15 protein-coding genes and 1 pseudogene are annotated in these 19673 nt (G+C 24.1%); 6 read left to right on the top strand and 10 right to left on the bottom strand.

All coding sequences use genetic code 11. The annotated features are described in order from the left end of the window. Positions 1–271, bottom strand: a pseudogene (locus Q0J90_RS00310) (ankyrin repeat domain-containing protein); the annotation flags it as partial. Between the two features lie 155 nt (positions 272–426). Here Q0J90_RS00310 and Q0J90_RS00305 point away from each other — a divergent pair. Beyond that, the gene (locus tag Q0J90_RS00305; RefSeq protein ID WP_297276022.1) at positions 427–1497 is read left to right on the top strand and encodes a thiamine biosynthesis protein; all 1071 of its coding nucleotides are present in this window, start codon (positions 427–429) and stop codon (positions 1495–1497) included. A gap of 67 nt (positions 1498–1564) precedes the next feature. Here Q0J90_RS00305 and Q0J90_RS00300 read toward each other — a convergent pair whose 3' ends face one another. From Q0J90_RS00300 to ftsZ, 4 genes are read right to left on the bottom strand one after another with little or no spacing between them, the layout of a single operon-like run. Further along, positions 1565–2395 (bottom strand): SPOR domain-containing protein, encoded by an 831-nt coding sequence (locus Q0J90_RS00300; RefSeq protein WP_297276021.1) that lies wholly within the window; start codon positions 2393–2395, stop codon positions 1565–1567. After that, entirely contained in the window at positions 2352–2966 is a 615-nt protein-coding gene (coaE, locus tag Q0J90_RS00295) for a dephospho-CoA kinase (RefSeq protein WP_297276020.1), read from the bottom strand. The genes Q0J90_RS00300 and coaE overlap by 44 nt, the downstream gene beginning before the upstream one ends. Before the next feature lie 4 nt (positions 2967–2970). Continuing rightward, positions 2971–4908: a tetratricopeptide repeat protein gene (locus Q0J90_RS00290; RefSeq protein WP_297276019.1), complete on the bottom strand. Its 1938-nt coding sequence runs from the start codon at positions 4906–4908 to the stop codon at positions 2971–2973. A 15-nt stretch (positions 4909–4923) separates the two neighbouring features. Next, a complete protein-coding gene (gene ftsZ / locus Q0J90_RS00285) occupies positions 4924–6873 on the bottom strand; it encodes a cell division protein FtsZ (RefSeq protein WP_297276018.1) in 1950 nt (649 codons plus the stop codon). A 271-nt stretch (positions 6874–7144) separates the two neighbouring features. Between ftsZ and mtaB the strand changes: the two genes are divergently transcribed. Next, positions 7145–8398 carry a tRNA (N(6)-L-threonylcarbamoyladenosine(37)-C(2))-methylthiotransferase MtaB gene (gene mtaB / locus Q0J90_RS00280; RefSeq protein WP_297276017.1) on the top strand — a complete coding sequence of 418 codons (1254 nt, stop codon included), beginning with the start codon at positions 7145–7147 and terminating at the stop codon, positions 8396–8398. Positions 8399–8475: 77 nt separating this feature from the next. Here mtaB and Q0J90_RS00275 read toward each other — a convergent pair whose 3' ends face one another. Both Q0J90_RS00275 and Q0J90_RS00270 read right to left on the bottom strand, forming a co-directional pair. Then, entirely contained in the window at positions 8476–10653 is a 2178-nt protein-coding gene (locus Q0J90_RS00275; RefSeq protein WP_297276016.1) for a hypothetical protein, read from the bottom strand. A gap of 194 nt (positions 10654–10847) precedes the next feature. Continuing rightward, positions 10848–11648 (bottom strand): hypothetical protein, encoded by an 801-nt coding sequence (locus Q0J90_RS00270; protein WP_297276015.1) that lies wholly within the window; start codon positions 11646–11648, stop codon positions 10848–10850. 166 nt (positions 11649–11814) lie between these two features. Here Q0J90_RS00270 and Q0J90_RS00265 point away from each other — a divergent pair, with 166 nt between their 5' ends. Continuing rightward, positions 11815–13206: an SMI1/KNR4 family protein gene (locus Q0J90_RS00265; protein ID WP_297276014.1), complete on the top strand. Its 1392-nt coding sequence runs from the start codon at positions 11815–11817 to the stop codon at positions 13204–13206. A gap of 40 nt (positions 13207–13246) precedes the next feature. Here the strand turns inward: Q0J90_RS00265 and Q0J90_RS00260 are convergent, their stop codons facing one another. Beyond that, positions 13247–15241, bottom strand: a complete 1995-nt coding sequence (locus tag Q0J90_RS00260) for a tetratricopeptide repeat protein (protein ID WP_297276013.1) — start codon at positions 15239–15241, stop codon at positions 13247–13249. A gap of 58 nt (positions 15242–15299) precedes the next feature. Continuing rightward, positions 15300–16583: a hypothetical protein gene (locus Q0J90_RS00255; RefSeq protein WP_297276012.1), complete on the bottom strand. Its 1284-nt coding sequence runs from the start codon at positions 16581–16583 to the stop codon at positions 15300–15302. Positions 16584–16752: 169 nt separating this feature from the next. On the opposite strand from Q0J90_RS00255, the gene Q0J90_RS00250 reads away from it, so the two are divergent. Next, a complete protein-coding gene (locus Q0J90_RS00250; protein WP_297276011.1) occupies positions 16753–17424 on the top strand; it encodes a suppressor of fused domain protein in 672 nt (223 codons plus the stop codon). Between the two features lie 23 nt (positions 17425–17447). On the opposite strand, the gene Q0J90_RS00245 is transcribed toward Q0J90_RS00250, so the two are convergent. Beyond that, a complete protein-coding gene (locus tag Q0J90_RS00245) occupies positions 17448–18341 on the bottom strand; it encodes a LysR family transcriptional regulator (RefSeq protein ID WP_297276010.1) in 894 nt (297 codons plus the stop codon). A gap of 157 nt (positions 18342–18498) precedes the next feature. Here Q0J90_RS00245 and Q0J90_RS00240 point away from each other — a divergent pair, with 157 nt between their 5' ends. Both Q0J90_RS00240 and Q0J90_RS00235 read left to right on the top strand, forming a co-directional pair. Beyond that, on the top strand, positions 18499–18849 hold the full coding sequence (locus Q0J90_RS00240; RefSeq protein WP_297276009.1) for a MerR family transcriptional regulator: 351 nt from the start codon (positions 18499–18501) through the stop codon (positions 18847–18849). 75 nt (positions 18850–18924) lie between these two features. Further along, a complete protein-coding gene (locus Q0J90_RS00235; protein WP_297276008.1) occupies positions 18925–19479 on the top strand; it encodes a DapH/DapD/GlmU-related protein in 555 nt (184 codons plus the stop codon). The last annotated feature ends 194 nt before the right edge of the window (positions 19480–19673 follow it).

Here is a 19673-nt window from a genome sequence, read left to right as displayed (position 1 = left end):
AAGAGGACATATCTTTTACTAAATTAAGCTCCTCAAGTGCTTTTAAATTTTCTTCTCCTGCCATTTGAAGTATATCATCAATATCTTCATTAGCGGCATATCCTTCATAAATCTCATAAGTATTTAACATATTAGTTTCTAATGTTTCAGTCATGTTATTAACATTAGAACTTATTTCTGTATCAGCAACTGTTTCATTATTATTATTTTTATTTGAATTGCAGCTTAATAAGCTAATTATTATAATAGATATGATAACAAATTTCTTCATAATACCTCCTATTACATCATTTTTTAATTATAATCAATTTTTATGCTTTGTCAAATATATCTGCATTAATGCCAAATATGTAAAAACAATAATGTTGACAAAACAAAATAATTTTAGTATATTATAAAAAATAAACTTATAAAAAGGAAAACTTAATGAGCGATAAAAAAGCAAAAGCTATATTACTATTATCCGGCGGATTAGACAGTATGCTTGTAGGGGCAATACTAAAAAGAGAAAATATCGATGTTCTTGCTATAAGATTTGTAACTGGTTTGGAATATGCTGTTATAAAAGAAGAGCTTTTAGAAATATATAATGATGATCCTGCTAAAAAAGCTGCAGATTTTCTTAATATACCAATAAGATTTGTTTCATTAAAAGATGTTTATTTGGATATGTTTTTACATCCTAAATACGGATACGGAAGTGCAATTAATCCATGTTTGGACTGTCATATATTAATGCTTAAAACTGCTAAGAAAATAATGGAAGAAGAAGGATTTGATTTTGTAGCTACAGGAGAGGTTAAAGGACAAAGACCAATGAGTCAGAAATCTCAAGACTTAATAAATGCTATAAAAGAAAGCGGACTTGAAGGCAGGCTATTAAGACCATTATCAGCAAAACTTTTACCTATAACTATACCTGAAAAAGAAGGTTTAATAAAAAGAGAAAATCTTTATGATATATACGGCAGATCCAGACATGTACAAATGAAATTAGCAGAAGAGTTCGGCATAAGCGATTATCCTATTCCGGCAGGTGCAGGATGTGCTATAGTTGATAAAGGATATGCAAGAAGGTATGCTGATTTAACTTCTAATAATGGATTTGATATACTTAATATGGAATTAATGCAGTATTTAGCTATAGGCAGACATATTAGAATGGATAAAAATGTGAAGCTCTTACTTGGGAGAAATGAAAAAGAAAATGATGCCTTAGAAAAAAGAATAAGAAAAAACTGTATAACATTAAGACCTAATTATAACAGAGGACCTTTCGGATATTTAGAACTTTTTATGAATATAAAAGAAATAGAAAATATAGATAGTATAATTAATGATTCTGCCATGATAATGGGATATTTTTCAAAAGAGGATAAAAATATATTAAACATAACAGCATCATATTATGATGACATTAATAATGAATACAAAAATAGAAATATAGATATAGACAATAAGGAATCTAAAAATGCCAAATTTGAACAAATAGTTTAAATATAATAATACCCTTTCAAATTATTCATTTAAAAGGGTATCACTATAACTTTTAGGATATTTTTATTTAACTTACTTTTTTATCGGAATAAATGTAACTATCTTTATAGGCTGGTATCTTTTTTATCTCAGCCAAAGCCTTTTGAGCATCCTCTCTGCTGTCATATCTGCCAACTTTTAATTTATACATCATTTTACCATCATCTGTTTTTTCTTCTTTTATAAAAGTTTTAGGGAATTTGGCTTTCAAAGTATCTCTTGCAGAATATGTGCTTTCTTTATCATAACCAACAGCAACCTGTATAAAATATATAGAATCGCTTGATGATGATCTTGAATAAGGAACTCTTGTATTTGCTGTGCTGTTATTTGCTGCTGATGAAGCCGGCACTGCACTAGGTGTAATAACAGCCATTTGCTGCTGAGGAGGAGTATATGTAGAATTTGGAGACATTCCTCTTGTTTCCTGCTCTTTTATATCTTCATTAATAGCATCTAATTCTGAAGCCAAATTCTGAGTATATTCATTATATCTGTCAGCGGATGTATTTCCTTCTCTTATTATACTGGAAGAACTATTATCATATTCATTTAATGCCATTATATCATTATTAGGGACATCTGCACTGCTGATTTCGCTATCCATATTATCTGATGTTTCAGCACCGTGCATTAATGCCTCCATAGAATCATCAGAATTATTGTTTGCATGTACTGGTTTTGAACCGCCTAAATGAAATCCCAATACAAAAATGAATAGTATTAATACAACTGCACTTATAGAAAATACTAATAATCTTATAGGTGTAAAATTAACTATATAAAGTGTTTTTCTTCTGCCAAATTGATTATTATTAATAGAAGAGCCTTTTTCTTCTGTATTTTGATTTAAATCCATAATGCCTTCCTAATTTTTTTGAAACCATAATCAAATGATTATAATCTTTCATATTGTTTATTAAAATATCGGCATTGAACCTGTTATTTTTAACATCTCTTTGCATTTTTAATCTTTTTCTTGCTTCATGTTCTGATATATTTCTGCTTTTTTTCATTCTATTTATTATATCAGAAGTTTTAGCATTAACATATATAAGACTATTGCACATGAATTTTATACGGCTTCTCATTATAAGAGCAGCTTCTATAACAACATCTTTATCTGTTGAATCTATTAATTCTTTTACCTTTCCTTCTATATAAGGATAATTAAGCTCTTCAAGTCTTTTTAATTTCTTTGAATTATTAAAAACTATTTTGCCAAGTTTTTTTCTATCTATATTATTATTCTCATCTAAAATATCAGAAGAAAATTCTTTAACTATATTTTCTTTATTCTCTGCTAAAGCATTATGACCTATTAAATCTGCATCAATATACAAAGCATTCATTTCATTTGCAAGCATTTTAGAAAATGAACTCTTGCCTGAGCATATAAGTCCATATACACCTACAATATTTCTGTTCATAACATTACTGCTGTACATTATTATTTGTATTAGTAGTTTGACTTGCAGTATTTGTTATATAAGGCATTACTATTTGATTTAAATTTATCTTATTTAATACTCTTCCGTCTATAAGTTTACCTAAAGATACATTTTCATCAGCAGTTATAATTTTTATCATACCTATGGCACTATTATAACCTCTTGTAGATAAATCTGTTCTAGGTGTTGTTGTATTATATACAATTAAATTCATATTGTTAGTAATACCCTGCATTCTTCCAGAGTTTATATATATATTATCATTATGAATCTTTATTATTTTAGAGTAAAATGGAATAGTATTATTTATAACTCTTCCAGTCATAACAGCAGCGCCGACCATTTTTTCTCTTCCTCTAGTCATAATAGTAAAGTTTGTAACAACTTTTTCACTTTTTACATCAACTAAATCAAGCATAACTGTAAAAGTATCATTATTCTGGAAAGCAGAACCTTTCAAATAATAATCAACATTTCTATTATTTAATTCTCTATACAAATCCCTAGTATTATAGTAATTTGTATACATATCTAATACTTTAAATCTTCCAAACTGAGGCAAAACATAAGATAATGTTTGATATAAAGCAGTATTTAAATACATAGGACTATTTTTTTGAGCAACTATAGTATCTGCTATTGCTATAGTAAATCCTGCTTTTTCTATAGCGTACTGATTTATTCCCCAAGACTTTGATATAATATTCTTATCTAATTTTCTTTTATAACTATCATATTTATATGATATAGATTTATCTTCCGGATTAACATTTCTAGCTATTTCAAGTTCTTCAAGAGATTTTTCTTGTAATCCCATTCTTCTGTAAACATCAGAAAGCATTAATCTTGCATAAGTATTAGCAGGATTTAATCTTAACATGTGTTTTAAATAAGCCTGAGCTCTTACATTATCAGCAAGTCTTGTATAATAAGATGCTAAATTCCCATAATATAATGCGGCTCTGTCTCTTTCATAATCAGGTGTAGGATTAGTATTAATAAGAACTCTCTCATAAGCAAGTCTTCCAAGCTCATTTTCAGGATTTGATTTGAGGTAATTTATATAAGCATTCTTAGCTCTAAGATAATTATTAGCTCCCTCATAAACGCTTCCTATATAATAATATTTAGAATTATTATTAAAATCTGTATCAGGCATATACTCTAATATACCAATAGCATCATCAAATCTATTCAATGCTATATATATATTAGCCTGAAGCACTTTAGCATCGCTGTAATTTGTATAATAATGTAATGCATTATTTACTTCATTTAAAGCAGAATTATAATTTTTATTTAAATAATAGTAATTAGCTAAATTATAATAAGATTCGGGCATTCTAGGATTATTAGCTATATTTTCATTGAATAAATTTAAAGCTCTTTGATTATCTCCCTTTGCTAAATACAAATATGCTAAAGCAACAGTAGCTTCCGGTCTTATTCTATCTATAACCCTAGCTCTTTCATAAAGACTTATAGCTGTTTTATAATAACCGGATCTTTCACTAAGAACACCCTCAGCATAATTAGCTAAGTAGTTTTTACTATCTAAATTTTTTATTGTATTAACTGTTGTTCTAGCCTCTGAATTTCTATTATTAGTGATCTCTATTAACAGCTTTCTTTCAAAAAGTTTATAAGACCTAGAATGATAACGCTCAGCATCAGCAATTAAAGTCTCAGCCATTGTATAATTATTAAGTTTTATATAATTATCTATCAATAACAAATAAGAATCTAAATCACTTGGTCTTACATTAAGATTCTCCAATATAGCTATAGAACCTTCATAATTTCTTTCATTATAAAGTTTAGCAGCATTTTCTATAGTATTTTGAGCAAATGCTGATAAACTAAATATATAAAGAATAAAAAGACTCAATATTAATCTTTTTTGAAAAATATTTTTCTTCATAATAAAAACAACACCTTATCTCATAGTATTTCTTGCTTGTATTTGGCGTCTCAAGAAAGCAGGTTTTTCCAAATCTGTATCTGCAGAAGATGTCTCACCAAATATAGACATTTTATAACCCAATTTATTATGTTTCTCCATATAATCATCGGATACAACATCAAATGGTCTCTTAAAATCATTTGAATGAGGATTATTTGTTTTCTCTTCGTCATCAAAACGCATTTCTTCTGCTATTTTTTCTATTGCTTTACTACTTATAGTAGAATTTTTTGTTTCATATTTTTGAGAATGCTCAATATTATTATTAACAACCGGTTTATTATTAACTATAGTTCTATTGAATTCTTCTTCAACATATACATCTTTACTAGTATTATTTTCACTATCTGCATTGAATCTATTTGTTTTAACTATAATAGGTTTTTTAAGATTATTTATCTTACTTTCAAAGCTATTAGATGCATACTCTTTTTTAATATCATCTTTTTTAACTTCTATATCTTCTTTCTCTTCTTTTTTAACTGCAGCAGGTTCAATAACAGTTTTTACTTCTTCAAGAGGCTTATTGTCCTCTTCTTTTTCTTCTTTTATAGTATTATTTTCTTTAGTGCTATTATCTGCATTATTATTAATAGCATTTAAAGTTTCAAGTTCAACTTCTTTTTCTGCCTCAGGTTCTTTAACTATAGTATTTATATTGTCTATTTCGCTAATATTTTCTACCCTATTATCAGATACAGCAGCAGCTTTTTCATTATGAACAGCTTTATTCTCTGGAATATCAGATATTTTATTATCTTCTACTACTTTGCTATTAACAGTATCGTTAGCGGAATTATTATTGTCTATTTTAGAAGCTGACTCGCTGTATTTATTTAAACTTCTATTTATATTAAATCTGTCATTAGCATTTTCATCATTATCTTTATTGTCATAATCATTTTTAGCATTAGCATCAAAACCAGTTGCCACTATAGTAACAATAATTTCATCTTTAAGTTCTTCTTTAGGGCATACACCAATTTTTATATTAGCATTTTCATTAGCATAATTATTAATGATTTTACTAGCTTCTCTGTACTCTCTCATAGCAAAATCTTTAGGACAAACTATATTTGCGAGTATTCCTCTTGCATTTTTAATACTTGAAACATCCAAAAGCGGATTTTCAAAGGCATTATTAATAGCTTTTTTAAGTCTCTCATCTCCCTTACCTACTCCTATACCTAAATGAGCTCTGCCATTAGAAAGAGATATCATAGTTCTAACATCGGCAAAGTCCACATTAATAAAGCCTGTCTGAGTGATTATATCAGAGATACCTTGAACACCTTGACGTAATATATCATCTACAACAGATAAAGCCTGTTCATAGCTGTAATTATCCATATCTACCATATCATATAGATTTTCATTAGGTATTATTATAAGAGAATCCACTACTGTAAGCATTTTGTCTATACCAGCCTCAGCACGGTTCATTTTCAATTTACCTTCATATTCAAAAGGTTTAGTAACAACACCTATAGTTAAAGCTCCTGCCTTTTTAGCAGCCTCAGCCACAACAGGGCTTGCTCCGGTTCCTGTACCGCCTCCGAAACTGCTTGCAATAAATACTAAATTAGCACCGCTTACAAGTTCTTCTATTTTGGCAATATCCTCTCTGGCAGCTTCAGCACCTTTTTCAGGGTCTGTACCTGCACCCAAACCTTGTGTTATTCTATCTCCCAAAACTACTCTAGTAGGAGCATTTGAACGGGAAAGAGCCTGAGAATCTGTATTCATAGCAATAAATTCAACATTTTCAAGTCCTTCTTCAATCATTCGGTTTACAGCATTACATCCGCCGTTGCCTACTCCTATTACTTTTATCACAGTATCTAAAGAAGACCCGCTGTTAAATGTCATTTTTTCTCTCCCCTTATTATTATCTGCCAACTCTATACGATAGTTAGGATTCATTGCCTACTCCCTTGCTATAATAGAAATTAAAAATTCTTTACTAATTATGTTAATAGTATTCCTGCATTTTAATAAACATAATTATATTAACATAATTATAAAATACTGCAAGTAGCAAAAATAAAAAATTATGTTATTATGTTAATCGGAATATTTTTTGCTTTAATAATAATTTTATTATGTTAATTAATTTTTTTTTAAAATATTTGAGTTATTACAATTTTAAATATATACTACTAATAGATAATTAATACTATTTATAGAGATTATTATGAACATACATATACATACATTCGGATGCCGTCTTAATCAGTATGAAAGTGAGAAAATATCCTATGAGTTAAAAAACATGGGAGCTAATATCACCGAATTAAATAATGCTGATGCCATAGCTATAAATACATGCACTGTTACTAATGACAGTGATAAAAAACTTATGGCTTATTTGGAAAAACTTGGAGATCTATCACAAAAAAAAATATTTTTAATAGGATGTTATGTATCTAAGAATGATAAAGACTCTTCAATTATCAAAGACAATATCATACTTATACCTAATGATAAAAAAGAAGAGGCTTCTGAAATAATATTTAATACTATACATACAAGCGGTACTAATGAGGTTAAAAATCCAATATTTTTTCCTCAGGAACAGAGCAGAGCCTATCTAAAAATACAGGACGGATGCAATGTATTTTGTACGTATTGTATAGTTTCAAGAGTACGCGGAAGTCATAGAAGTGTTGAGCCTTCCAAAATATATGATGCTGTAAGAATGGCCAGCGATTACAAATACAAAGAAATTGTACTTACAGGTCTTAATTTAGGTTCATATAATTACAATAATGAAATTAGCTTCTATAATATATTAACTAAAATATTAGAGCATTCATCCAAATATGGCATACGAATAAGGCTTTCATCTGTAGAGCCGCTTTATTTTGATGATAATCTTATAAGTCTATTTAAAAATGATGATGTACTTTGTCCGCATGCTCATATACCTTTGCAGTCAGGAAGCGATAAAATATTAAAACTAATGAACAGAAGATATACAAGAGAAGATTATTTAAATATCACAGAAAAACTATATAAAACTAATGCAAATATGTCTATAAGCAGCGATGTAATGGTGGGTTTCCCGCATGAAGAAAATAATGACTTTAAAGATACTTATGATTTATGCGAGAAATCAAAATTCATAAAGATTCATATATTTAGATATTCAAACAGAGAGAATACTCCTTCATCAAAAATGGACGGCCAAGTTGGATACAGAACAAAACTAAAAAGAGCTAAAATGTTAAATGATTTAAACAACAAGCTTAAAGATTCATACTACAAAAATGCTGAAGGAAGAGATTTAAAAATAATAATAGAAAAAGATTTAGGAGACAATAATTATATTGGAACAAGTGCTGAATATTTAAAATGCAAACTTTATAGTGAAACTCCTTTAAACAAAAAAGAACTTGCCAAAGCAAAAGCTTTGAAATATGAAAAAGGTATTATGATTTGCGAGTAAATCTAATTTTAATAAAGAATTCTACTTTTAAATTTTTTATTTACTAAAAAATTTAAAAGTAGAATTTATATTATTAATTACATATAATTTACATCAATACTAATATCTCCATTATACATATCTTCTAATATATTATTAATTATATTTATTAATTTATCAAATTCAATTTCAAATTTACTGTCATCTTCTATTTGATTATTAAAAATTGAATAAATAATTTTAATTACTATGTCAATCAAATATTTTCGTAAGTTATCTATATTTGATTTTTTAGATATGCAATCTATATACTCAAATAATACTTTTAATGAATCATACGAATAATTACTATAATCTTTAAAAATATCATATATAGCTTTTAAATTATTATCTTTTTGTAACTCTTCTAAAAATTGTTTAAAACCATTATTATTAACATTATTTATTTCATCACAATAATAACAATTAAAAACACTTTTAAGCATAATAAATTCTATTAATTCTGACACATATATAAAACCTGAATGAATATTCAAGTATATAGTAATTACTTTATCAATAAAATACTTGCTGTCTTCAATAATTTCAGTAAATAAATATAAAATAATACATACCTTTTCTTTGAAATTATTTTTATCAAAATATTGATTATATATTTTATCAAAAATTGGTATACATAATAATCCATCATCTATATCAGATATATTATTTTTAAGTAAATTCTTTAACACTTTTGAAGCTGATTTAAAATCATCTAAAGAACGTAATAATATAGCAATATGATATATATAATCCCAATCATTAAAAATAGTATTCCAAATATTAATATTATATTGAAAATACATACTTAATAATTTTATTTTTGTATCTACATCATTATTTTCTATTAAATCAGAATTAATAATCTTATTTAAAATCTGAAAATCTAAAATATAACGATTTTTCAAAACTTTAATAATATCTGAAATATTAGATTTATTAATTATATTTTTGAAAATATCTAGTTTAATAAAATCATCTATAATTGAATTTAATTCTGTTCTTCCATTTTCAAAAAATATATATGAATAAATAAATGCTGAAAAAATGATAGAATTAGGAATATCTAAGTTTTTTAATATATTTATTTTATTTTCAATTAAATTTATATTTATGCCATTTGTTTTATATATTGAACTAATAACTTTATACATTAAAATCATTTTCATAATATTAGTATTTACATTAGTATTTTCATCTAAATAAAAATACTCATTTATGATTATATTTAATGCCTCTATTTGTAATTCTCCACCATTGATATTAGATTTTTTTATATAATTAACTATAGAATCAGAATTGATCCTATATAAATTTTTTAAAAATATCATCCAAGAATATATATCAAATCTCTCTCTTTGTGGAAAATTACATGATTTATAAATTTCAATATAATTTTCTATAGATAATTCATCTTTTTTTATAATATCCAACAAACTATTTGAATAAGTTAATGTTACACCTAATTTTTTATAATAATTATCAAATAAATATTTTTCCATTTTTATAAGCAATTCTGTTTTATCTGAAATTAATTCTATATCTTTATTAAAAATATCTGTTAATATTGGATAATCATTTTGATTTATATGAAATAAAGTATCAGATAAAGCTAAAAAAGCCAGTATTTCATCATCATTTTTTAATTTATTATACTTTTCAATAAAATCATTTATATTATTTGTTAATATATTTTCTATAGCCTTAGATTTTATATCATCTATTAAATACTCAATATATTCATACCTATGTTTAATTTTATTTTTATTAATAAAATTTTTCATATTGAAAAATTCAACAGAAGTATTCAATATATTATAAATATATTCTCTTAATTTATCATTTTTTAATATATTAATAGATAATATACCTAAAGGATATTTTCCCATAACAGAGTTAATACTATTTGTAAGAGAATATAATAATATATTATTTCCTTTTTTTAACAACAAATATCTATCATGCATTTTTACATTGTTTATTGTTTTTAGTATTATATTAGTATTTGTTAATTCAAATAATTTACAAATATTTGACAATTGAGATGATAAATAACTGCTATTTTTAGAAGTAGTAATTATTGTAATATTTCCAACAAGTCTATTAATCAATACCATCATATTTTGAGTAGAATTCATATTAGTATTTTTATCATTTAAATCATCAAATGCATCAAAATATGGATCTATAAAAATTGCCTCATCTGATTCTTTAACAAGCTCTATTATCTTATTCACACATTCTGTACCATTTATCTTTTCAAACCAATAACTTTCTGCTCCATTGAATTTTATATAATCATATCTATCATTTATAAATTTATCTTTTATGTATTGATTATAAATGATATAATCTTTTAATTTAGTATTATTTATTTTATTAATATAACTTATTTTTGAATCTATAGGATTACCTTTTAATGATATTTTATTTAAATCTTTATTTTTTTACTTAAAATATCACTTATGGTCAACATATTTTGCATAATATGCATTTTTAAATCTATCTCTAATAATATGTGATAATTTTCATAATATATAGATTCTCCAGTTTCATTAAATATTTCTAAACTATGACCAGTTGGTAACATTGACACAGTAATGTTTTTTTCTAAAGATTCAATATTAACAATACTATCAAAAATTATTTCATCATTATTAGAATAAATAATAAGCCTTGCTGTATTATTAAGTACACTATCATCAAATAATAAATTCACTTCAGTTGAATATATATCTACATTTACTTTAACAGGAGAATTATAAAATAAAATATTATTCTCAATAACATAAAAAGATCCAATAGCTATAGAATTATTATAAAAAAATGGAGAAGCGTATTTTTTTAATTTTTCTATAATACTGCTTATATCAATATTATCAAAGTCATAATCATTAATAAATAATTTTTTAAATTTATGTAAACTAATAAAAGAATATGAATCTTTTGGTTTATTTAATTTAGTCTCTGATATATATTTTATATTCATATCATTACCGTTTTGTTTAAGTAAATTAAATGAAAAAATATTATCATTTACGTATTTATTAATGAATTCATTATATTTATTTTCATCTAAAATACTAAAAGATATTTCTATCTCAGAATCATTAAAAACAGGTAATTTATCTAAAAAACAAAAATTATTACACTTTATTACAAATCCAAAAAGAAATATTTTATCATTGCCTAAAATTAAATTATAAATATAACAAACATATTTTTTTTCCATATAATACTCCTAATTTAATTAATACCATTATAAATGATATTAATTAAATATTAACAATATAAAAATACATAATACTATAATTATAGTAAATAAAAATTGACAAAAAAAACTTTTATGCTATAAAATAATAAAACACAATAATTACAAATTAGGAATTCCATAAAACATGATAATCAATAAAAAACTAAATAATGAAAGAAAACAAAATATTTTAAATCTCTTAAATAAATGCAAAGAAACAGATAAAAACTTCAAACAATTTGCATCAAAAAGTCATAAATATAAATTAAATCCTCCTATAAATAAAAATAAAGTTATAGAATTAGAAAACAAATATGAGTTCAAACTTCCAGAAGATTATTTTTGGTTTATAACAGAAGTCGGAAACGGTGGGGCTTGTCATGGATACAGTATGGATAAATTTGAGGATATGTATTTTGATTATTTGAAATATGATAACAGAATTGATTTGATGATAGAGTATTCAAAAAAGGTCAATGAAGGAAATGCTAATGATATAGAAGATACAGACTTTGAATATTATGGAATATTAAGGTTCGGAACTTTGGGCTGTTCTTCTTCTATAGGTTTAATAGTAACAGGAGAAAATAGAGGAAAAGTTGTTTATTATGATGATGAGTTTTATGAAGAGCCTTTTATCACTTGTTATGATAACTTTGTTGATTATTATGAGAATTGGGCTTTGGAAACATCTCTTAATTATAATATGGGTTCTTTTGGAATAAGATTAAAATTTGAAATTGATGATTTAATTAAATATTATTATGACATATTAAATAATGAAAAAGAAAATAATATTATAAATAAACAAAGTATCATAACAACAATACATAAATACAAATCATTAGAAGAAAAATATTTAAATGAACTATATAATTTATACAGTTTAGAAAAAGACGAAAATTATAAATTAAAACTTGTTCATTTATTAGATAATCATAATTATAAAAAGATAGAAAAACATATTAAAGATGCATTTCAAAACAAAGATATTATAGATTCTTATGTTAAAGTTTTATATTTAAAAGTTCATTCAAACTCTGATTTGTATGTAGGTAATTTCAAAAAAGAAATTTTTGATTGGACAGATGAAATAAAATCAGCATTGGAATATTATAAAAAATTATCTAATGAAGAAAATAAAACAAATAATTATAAACTTTTTATTGATATGGCTTTATATCTTTATAAAAATAATTTAATAGATTTTAAAGAATTTGATATATTTATTAATAATAGAAACTCTACTATATTATATATTTTATCTCTAAATACTTTGGAAAATGATAATATATTCAATATTTATATAAATGAATTTGTAGAAAGCTGTTCAAATAAAAATACTCATCAAATAAGAAATACGATTGCATATTTAGAAAATATTAAAAAAAATAATAAAAATTATAGAAAAGAAATAATAAACACAATAAAAAGAGAATATCAAAAATTATTAGAATATTATAAAATCAATGAACCAGAAGATAAATCTATAATACATTTTATAAATAACACTTCAAAAAGAATATTTAATTATTAATAGTTAATAAAATATAAAACATAACAATTTATATTTTAATTTAATAATCAATATCATTATTTTTACAGAACTCTATTGCAGGTTCTATATTTTCAATAGCTAATTCTTTCATATTATCTATTATACAATTTATTTCATATTTATTATTGTTTTTTAAAGCTATTTCATAAGACTTATAAAAATATACAAGTGCTTCTTCATTTAATTTATTATAATTATTTATATTGCCGTTTTCTTTTTCTTTTAAAGCTAATCTTGATTTTACTTCGCCTATATTATTATATGAAAGAGAAAGCTCAGAATTTATTTCTAAAGCTTTATAATAATTTTCTAATGCTTTATCATATTGTTGTAATTGAACATAACAGCTTCCCATATTGTTAAGTGCATGATCATGTTTTTCATTTAATTGAATAGTTATATTATAATCATTAATAGCTTCTTCATACTTTTGTAATGCTTCTTTTGATATGGCTCTGTTATAATACGCTTCATAATAATTTGAATTCAATTCTATAGCCTTATCATAATATTTTATTGCCTCTTCATTTAACCCCAAATCACTTTTACAAGCTCCCATGTTATTGTATATTTCTGCATTATCAGGCTCTAACTCTATAGCTTTATCGTAATCATAAATGGCTTCTTCAAATAAACCAATATTGCATTTAGCCATAGCCCTTCTATAATAACAATCATAACCTAATTCTATAGACTTACTATAATCTGCTACAGCAGCTTCATAATTTTCTAAAATACTATTTAAAACACCTTTAGAATAATATACATAAGCCTTAGTAGAATCAAGCTCTGACGATTCTAAAGTTTTATCAAAATCATTCATAGCATCTTTATAAAGTCCCAAATAAATTTCTGCCTCAGCCCTTTCATAATAAGCTTCAGTATACATATTATCTAATTCTAATGCTTTACTGTAATCATCAATAGCTTCTTTATATTCTTCTAAATTAGTTTTTGAATTGCCTCTATAATAATACACATCAGGAAAATCTTTTTTTTCTTTTATAAATATATCAAAATTATTAACTGCTTCTTTATACTTTCCTAATTCTAAATAGCAAATACCTATATTGTAGTAAACAAATATATTATTATAGTCCAATAACATATTAAAATCTTTTATTGCCTCTTCGTACAAATTTAAATTTCTTTTGGATATTCCCCTATTATATATTGCTTCTTTATCATTGGGATTTAACTCTATAACTTTATCATAATCTTTTATAGACTTTTCATATTCCTTTATTTCAAAATATAATGCTGCTCTGTTATAATAAGCATCAATTTCATTTTTATTAAGCTCTATAACTTTACTATAATCATTAACAGCATTATCAAACATATTTAAACTAGAATAAGCTATAGCCCTATCATAATATATATAACTCTCATTAGGCAAAGCATCTAAAGCTATACTGAAATCTTTTACAGCCTCTTCAAATAAATTCAAATTAAATTTAGATAAACCTCTGTAATAATAGTATATATAATCAATATCATCATATTCTATTAATAATGTGTTAAAATCATTAACAGCATCTTTATGTTTATCTATTTTAGAATAAGCTAAAGCCCTAATAAAATAAACATCTTTAAAATCATATTTTAATTCTAAGGCTTTATTGAAATCTTTTATTGCATCTTCATATAAATATAAATGATATTCAGCAACTCCTCTGCTGTAGTATGCATTATAATATTCATCATTAAGCTCTAAAGTTTTATCAAAATATTTTACAGCCTCTTCATACATCTTCAAATTACATTTGGAGGCACCTATATTATAATATGTACTTACTAAAAGATTATGCATATTATCAACTTCTTCATCGCTTGTCTCATCATTATCATCATCATTACTATAAATAATGTATTCATTATCATAGTAAAAAACTAAATCTTTATTATAAATATCAATAATCTTTTCTAAATTATTAATAGCTTCATCATACCTTTTTTCTTGAAAAGCCTTATGACCAAGCTCAAACAAATCATAAATTTCTTTGCTTATCATATATAATGCCCTCAATTATTTTATTATTTTTAAAGCACAATAAAATTTTATAAAAAACCTAACATATTAATATATCTTTTTTCTTATATAAAATAAAATATGATATTAAAGTATGTAAAATTATCCCTAAACCAAACATAATAATTATAGCATTCATATTAAAATTAATATATCCTTTTAAATATAGCAAATATACAATGCCGTAATAAACAAAATTTATAATTATGGAATTTATAAGATTATATATTGTTTTGCCATAGCCTATGAATATATTATCAGGTATGATTGATAATGCATAAAATATATAAAAAGGCGATAATTTTAATACTAAAATATATATATCATTATAATTTTCAAGTTTCTCTACATATTTGAAAAACAAATTTGAAAATAAAACGAGAAATACTCCTAAAATAGTTACAATAAATATAATTCTAAAATAATTGAAAATTTGATTATTTCTATTTTCTTTACAATTTGTTCTTATAACTTCATTTAAAACTAATACAGGCATCAATAACCAATTCCATATAAAATTATTTGCCACCCAGTAATTACCTTGTTCTGCAACAAGATTAACCATTTTTACTATCATCAATGCATATATTATATTATCTATTAAAATTTGAAGAGCAGAAAATATCCCTATATTAAAATATGAAATAAATATCTTCTTATCATTTTTATAAAACCATGATAATTTTAATAGTCCAATTTTTATTAATACAGCTATACCTAATATTCCCATTACAGAATTAATAATCATATTAGAATATGCTATGCCTAAAGCATTAAATTTTGATACTAAATTTAAATCTAATATAATAAGAAAAAAAGTTTTCACAAATGCAAATACTATAAAAACTTTATATAATTCTTTTGAAACTATTACTATATTCACAGAGGTAATAATAAATCCAATTACAAACGCTATAGTTTCCAAATTTAAATATTTAGCAACACTATCAATATCATTTTCTCCTACATTCATAAAACTTATAAGATTTCTTGATATTATGTAAACAATAATAGAAAATAAACAATATAATATAAATCCAACTAATACTACTTTAAAAGTAACTTTTGGAAAATTGGAATCATCATTTTTTATTACTCTATTAAATATAGCATAAAGAGGAATATGCAAAAATGCTAATAATGTCTCATTTATCAAATCAAACCATTCAAGCTGTCCTATAACATTAAATACAGAAGAATCCACAGAAATTGAAACTATCATAGTTCTTATAGTTTGATATAATGCAGGAAACAAAGATAAAAATATAAGTGAAAAATATAATTTATAATTAAAATCTTTAAAACAAAAAATTTTATTAATCATCCATAAACACCCTAAATATTGACTGCATTAATTATCATATACAATATTTTATATTAAAACATCATAATTTCAAAGCTGTAAATATAAATGAAAATGTATAAATTTTTAATTATTGACAAAAAATTGAAAGATATTTAAACTTTATAAAAATCTATAAGAGGTATCAAACATGAGTTTAGAAGATTTAAATAATAATCTTGATAATGAAGAAATAAATACATCAGGTTTTGATGCCATATCAGAAACTTTTGAAAAAATATATACAGATCAAAAAGATCCTTTACATTACAGACCTGTAATAAGTTATATGCTTGGAGGAAAAGATCCTCTTGACGGAATAAGTATTTACAGAGGAAAAGGTTATTATCATTTTGTTACATACGGATTCAGCGAACTTTATGAAAAAGAATCTGATAATAAAGAATACAGCGGATTCGGATTTGAACTCACTTTCAAATTAAAAATGAATGAAAAACAAATGAAAAATACTAAAGATGATGATGCCGGAGATGATGAAATAAAAACAGCAGTAGGATTTCTGCAGCAATTAGCAAGATATGTATTTGATAATGGAGCAATATTTAATCCTTATGAATATATATGGACTAAACAGCAAGAAGGAATTGATGCTAAGCAAAAATCTAAAATAACAGGATTTATAACTATACCGGATGAAGCAGGAGAAATATATACTCCTAACGGCAAAGTTATATTTGTATGTTTAGTAGGAGCAGCAGACAGCGAACTTAATGCTATATATGATAAAAAAATTACTGTAAAAGAATTAGCTGAAAAAATAGGTACTGATATAACAGATTACAGCAGAAATTCATTATTATAATTTTTAATAAAAACCATAATGAACTAATTATTTAATTTCTCATATACTTTATCTAAAAATATTTTTGAAGCCTCTGAAAATACCTGATTCTTTTTCCAAACCACCCTTAATTCTATTTCCAATCTTGGTTTTAAATGCACAAAACATAAATCGCTTGTATTTGTTGTATTGACTAATTTATCTATAGTTAAAGCATATCCTATACCCTTTTCAACCATTAAAGCAGCATTATAAATCAAATTATAGGTCAATATAATATTTAATTTATCAAAATCATTTCCTATCCATTCATTAAATTTTGATGTCTGAATTTTATTATTAAAAAATATCTTAGGACACATTATAGGTATATCAAATAAATCATTTTTTTCTATAAATTTATTTTTAGATAAATGAGAGTCTTTTCTCATTAATAATCCGTAAACTTCTTTATAAGGAATATCTATATAATCATATTTAGATGAATCAATATTGCCTATTAAAATTCCAAAATCTAAAAGTCCCTTATCAAGTTTTTCTGTAATTTCTGAATATGCACCGCTATGAATATGATATATTATATTGGGATGTGATTTTCTAAGATTTTTTATTACATCAGCAATTAATTTTATATAATAAGTTTCTGCACTTCCTATATAAATATCTCCGGCTATAATGTCTTCAGATGATTGAAATTCCATTCTTGTCTTTTCTATCATATCAATAATTTCTTCTGCTCTTTTCTTAAGCAAAATACCGTCTGAAGTAAGTTTTATACTGTAATTACTTCTTATAAATAATTTTTTTCCTATTTCTTTTTCTAAATTATTTATTTGTCTTGAAAGATTCGGCTGTGTAAGATTTAGAGAATTTGCTGCTTTTGTAATGCTTCCTTCTCTGGCGGCAGTTAAAAAATATTTTAAAGACTTTATATCCATTCAAATACCTATTTTATTTTTTTGTATAATATCATAAATGTCAATATTTAGTAATACTTTTTTATTATAACTAATTATAAGATATAAGTATTTGATATATTTTAATAATAATTTAAAATTACTACATAAAACAAGCAATAATAGAAGGGAGGACACTATGACTATATCAGAAGTAAGTGAATTAACAGGTTTATCAAAAGACACTTTAAGATATTATGAAAAAATAGGTGTAATACCTGAAATAAGCAGAAGTAAAAGCGGAATAAGAAACTATAATGAATATAATTTAAAATGCATAGAGTTTTCAAAATCAATGCGTGATTTAGGCATATCTATAGACTCCATAATAAAATATATTAAACTTTCAAAAAAAGGAAAAAATACTCTAAACGAAAGAAAATCGATATTGATAAATGAAAGGGATTTAATGCAGAAGCATTTTAATGAAATGAAAATAAGATTAGAAAAATTAAATAAAAAATTAGAAGAAAAAGACTTCTTTAATTAAAAAATATTTTTTTATATTGAAGTTAGAGTTAACTCCAATGTTATAATTATAATTTATAAAAGGAGAATATTAATTATGAATATAAAAGAATTTTTAAAAGACTATAGTTCAGGTAAATCAATAGATATGTTTTCCGAAGAGTTTATAAATATAGCAAATAAAATGCAGAAAACAGAAAAACTATTATGGAAGTATAATAATACTTTTCAAGCATATAAAAATAATAAAGAAATTTTAAATCAAATTTTTGAAACGAATATTGATGAATCTGTGATTATAATGCCTAATTTTCATGTTGATATAGGTAATATAGAGTTCGGAAAGAATGTATTTATAAATAAAAACTGCACTATAATGGATATAGGCGTATTAATTATAGAAGATAATGTACAAATAGCACATAATGTGAGTATAATAACTCCTAATCATGATTTTAATAATAGGAATATACTTATACCAAAACAAATTATAATAAAGAAAAATGTATGGATTGGTACTGGTGCTATTATACTTCCTGGCGTTACCATCGGAGAAAATGCAATAGTTGCTGCAGGTGCTGTTGTAAATAAAGATGTTGAAAGTAATACTATAGTAGGAGGAAATCCTGCTAAATTAATAAAACGCTTATAAATTGTTTTAGCTTTAATTAATAAAAAAATTGGTATGTTCTTAAAATTATTAAGGCATACCAATTTTCTTTTATTTATTAAATATCATTAACTATATTTAAACTTTATCCATTTACCGCTTAAATATCTGAATGTAAATATTATAGCCTTAACTATCCAATCAACAAACATAGCAATCCAAGTACCAACCATACC

Source organism: uncultured Brachyspira sp. (assembly GCF_944390595.1).
Classification (GTDB): Bacteria; Spirochaetota; Brachyspiria; order Brachyspirales; family Brachyspiraceae; genus Brachyspira.
The sequence above is the reverse complement of the archived record's forward strand: the minus strand, read 5'-3'. Positions and strand labels throughout refer to the sequence as shown.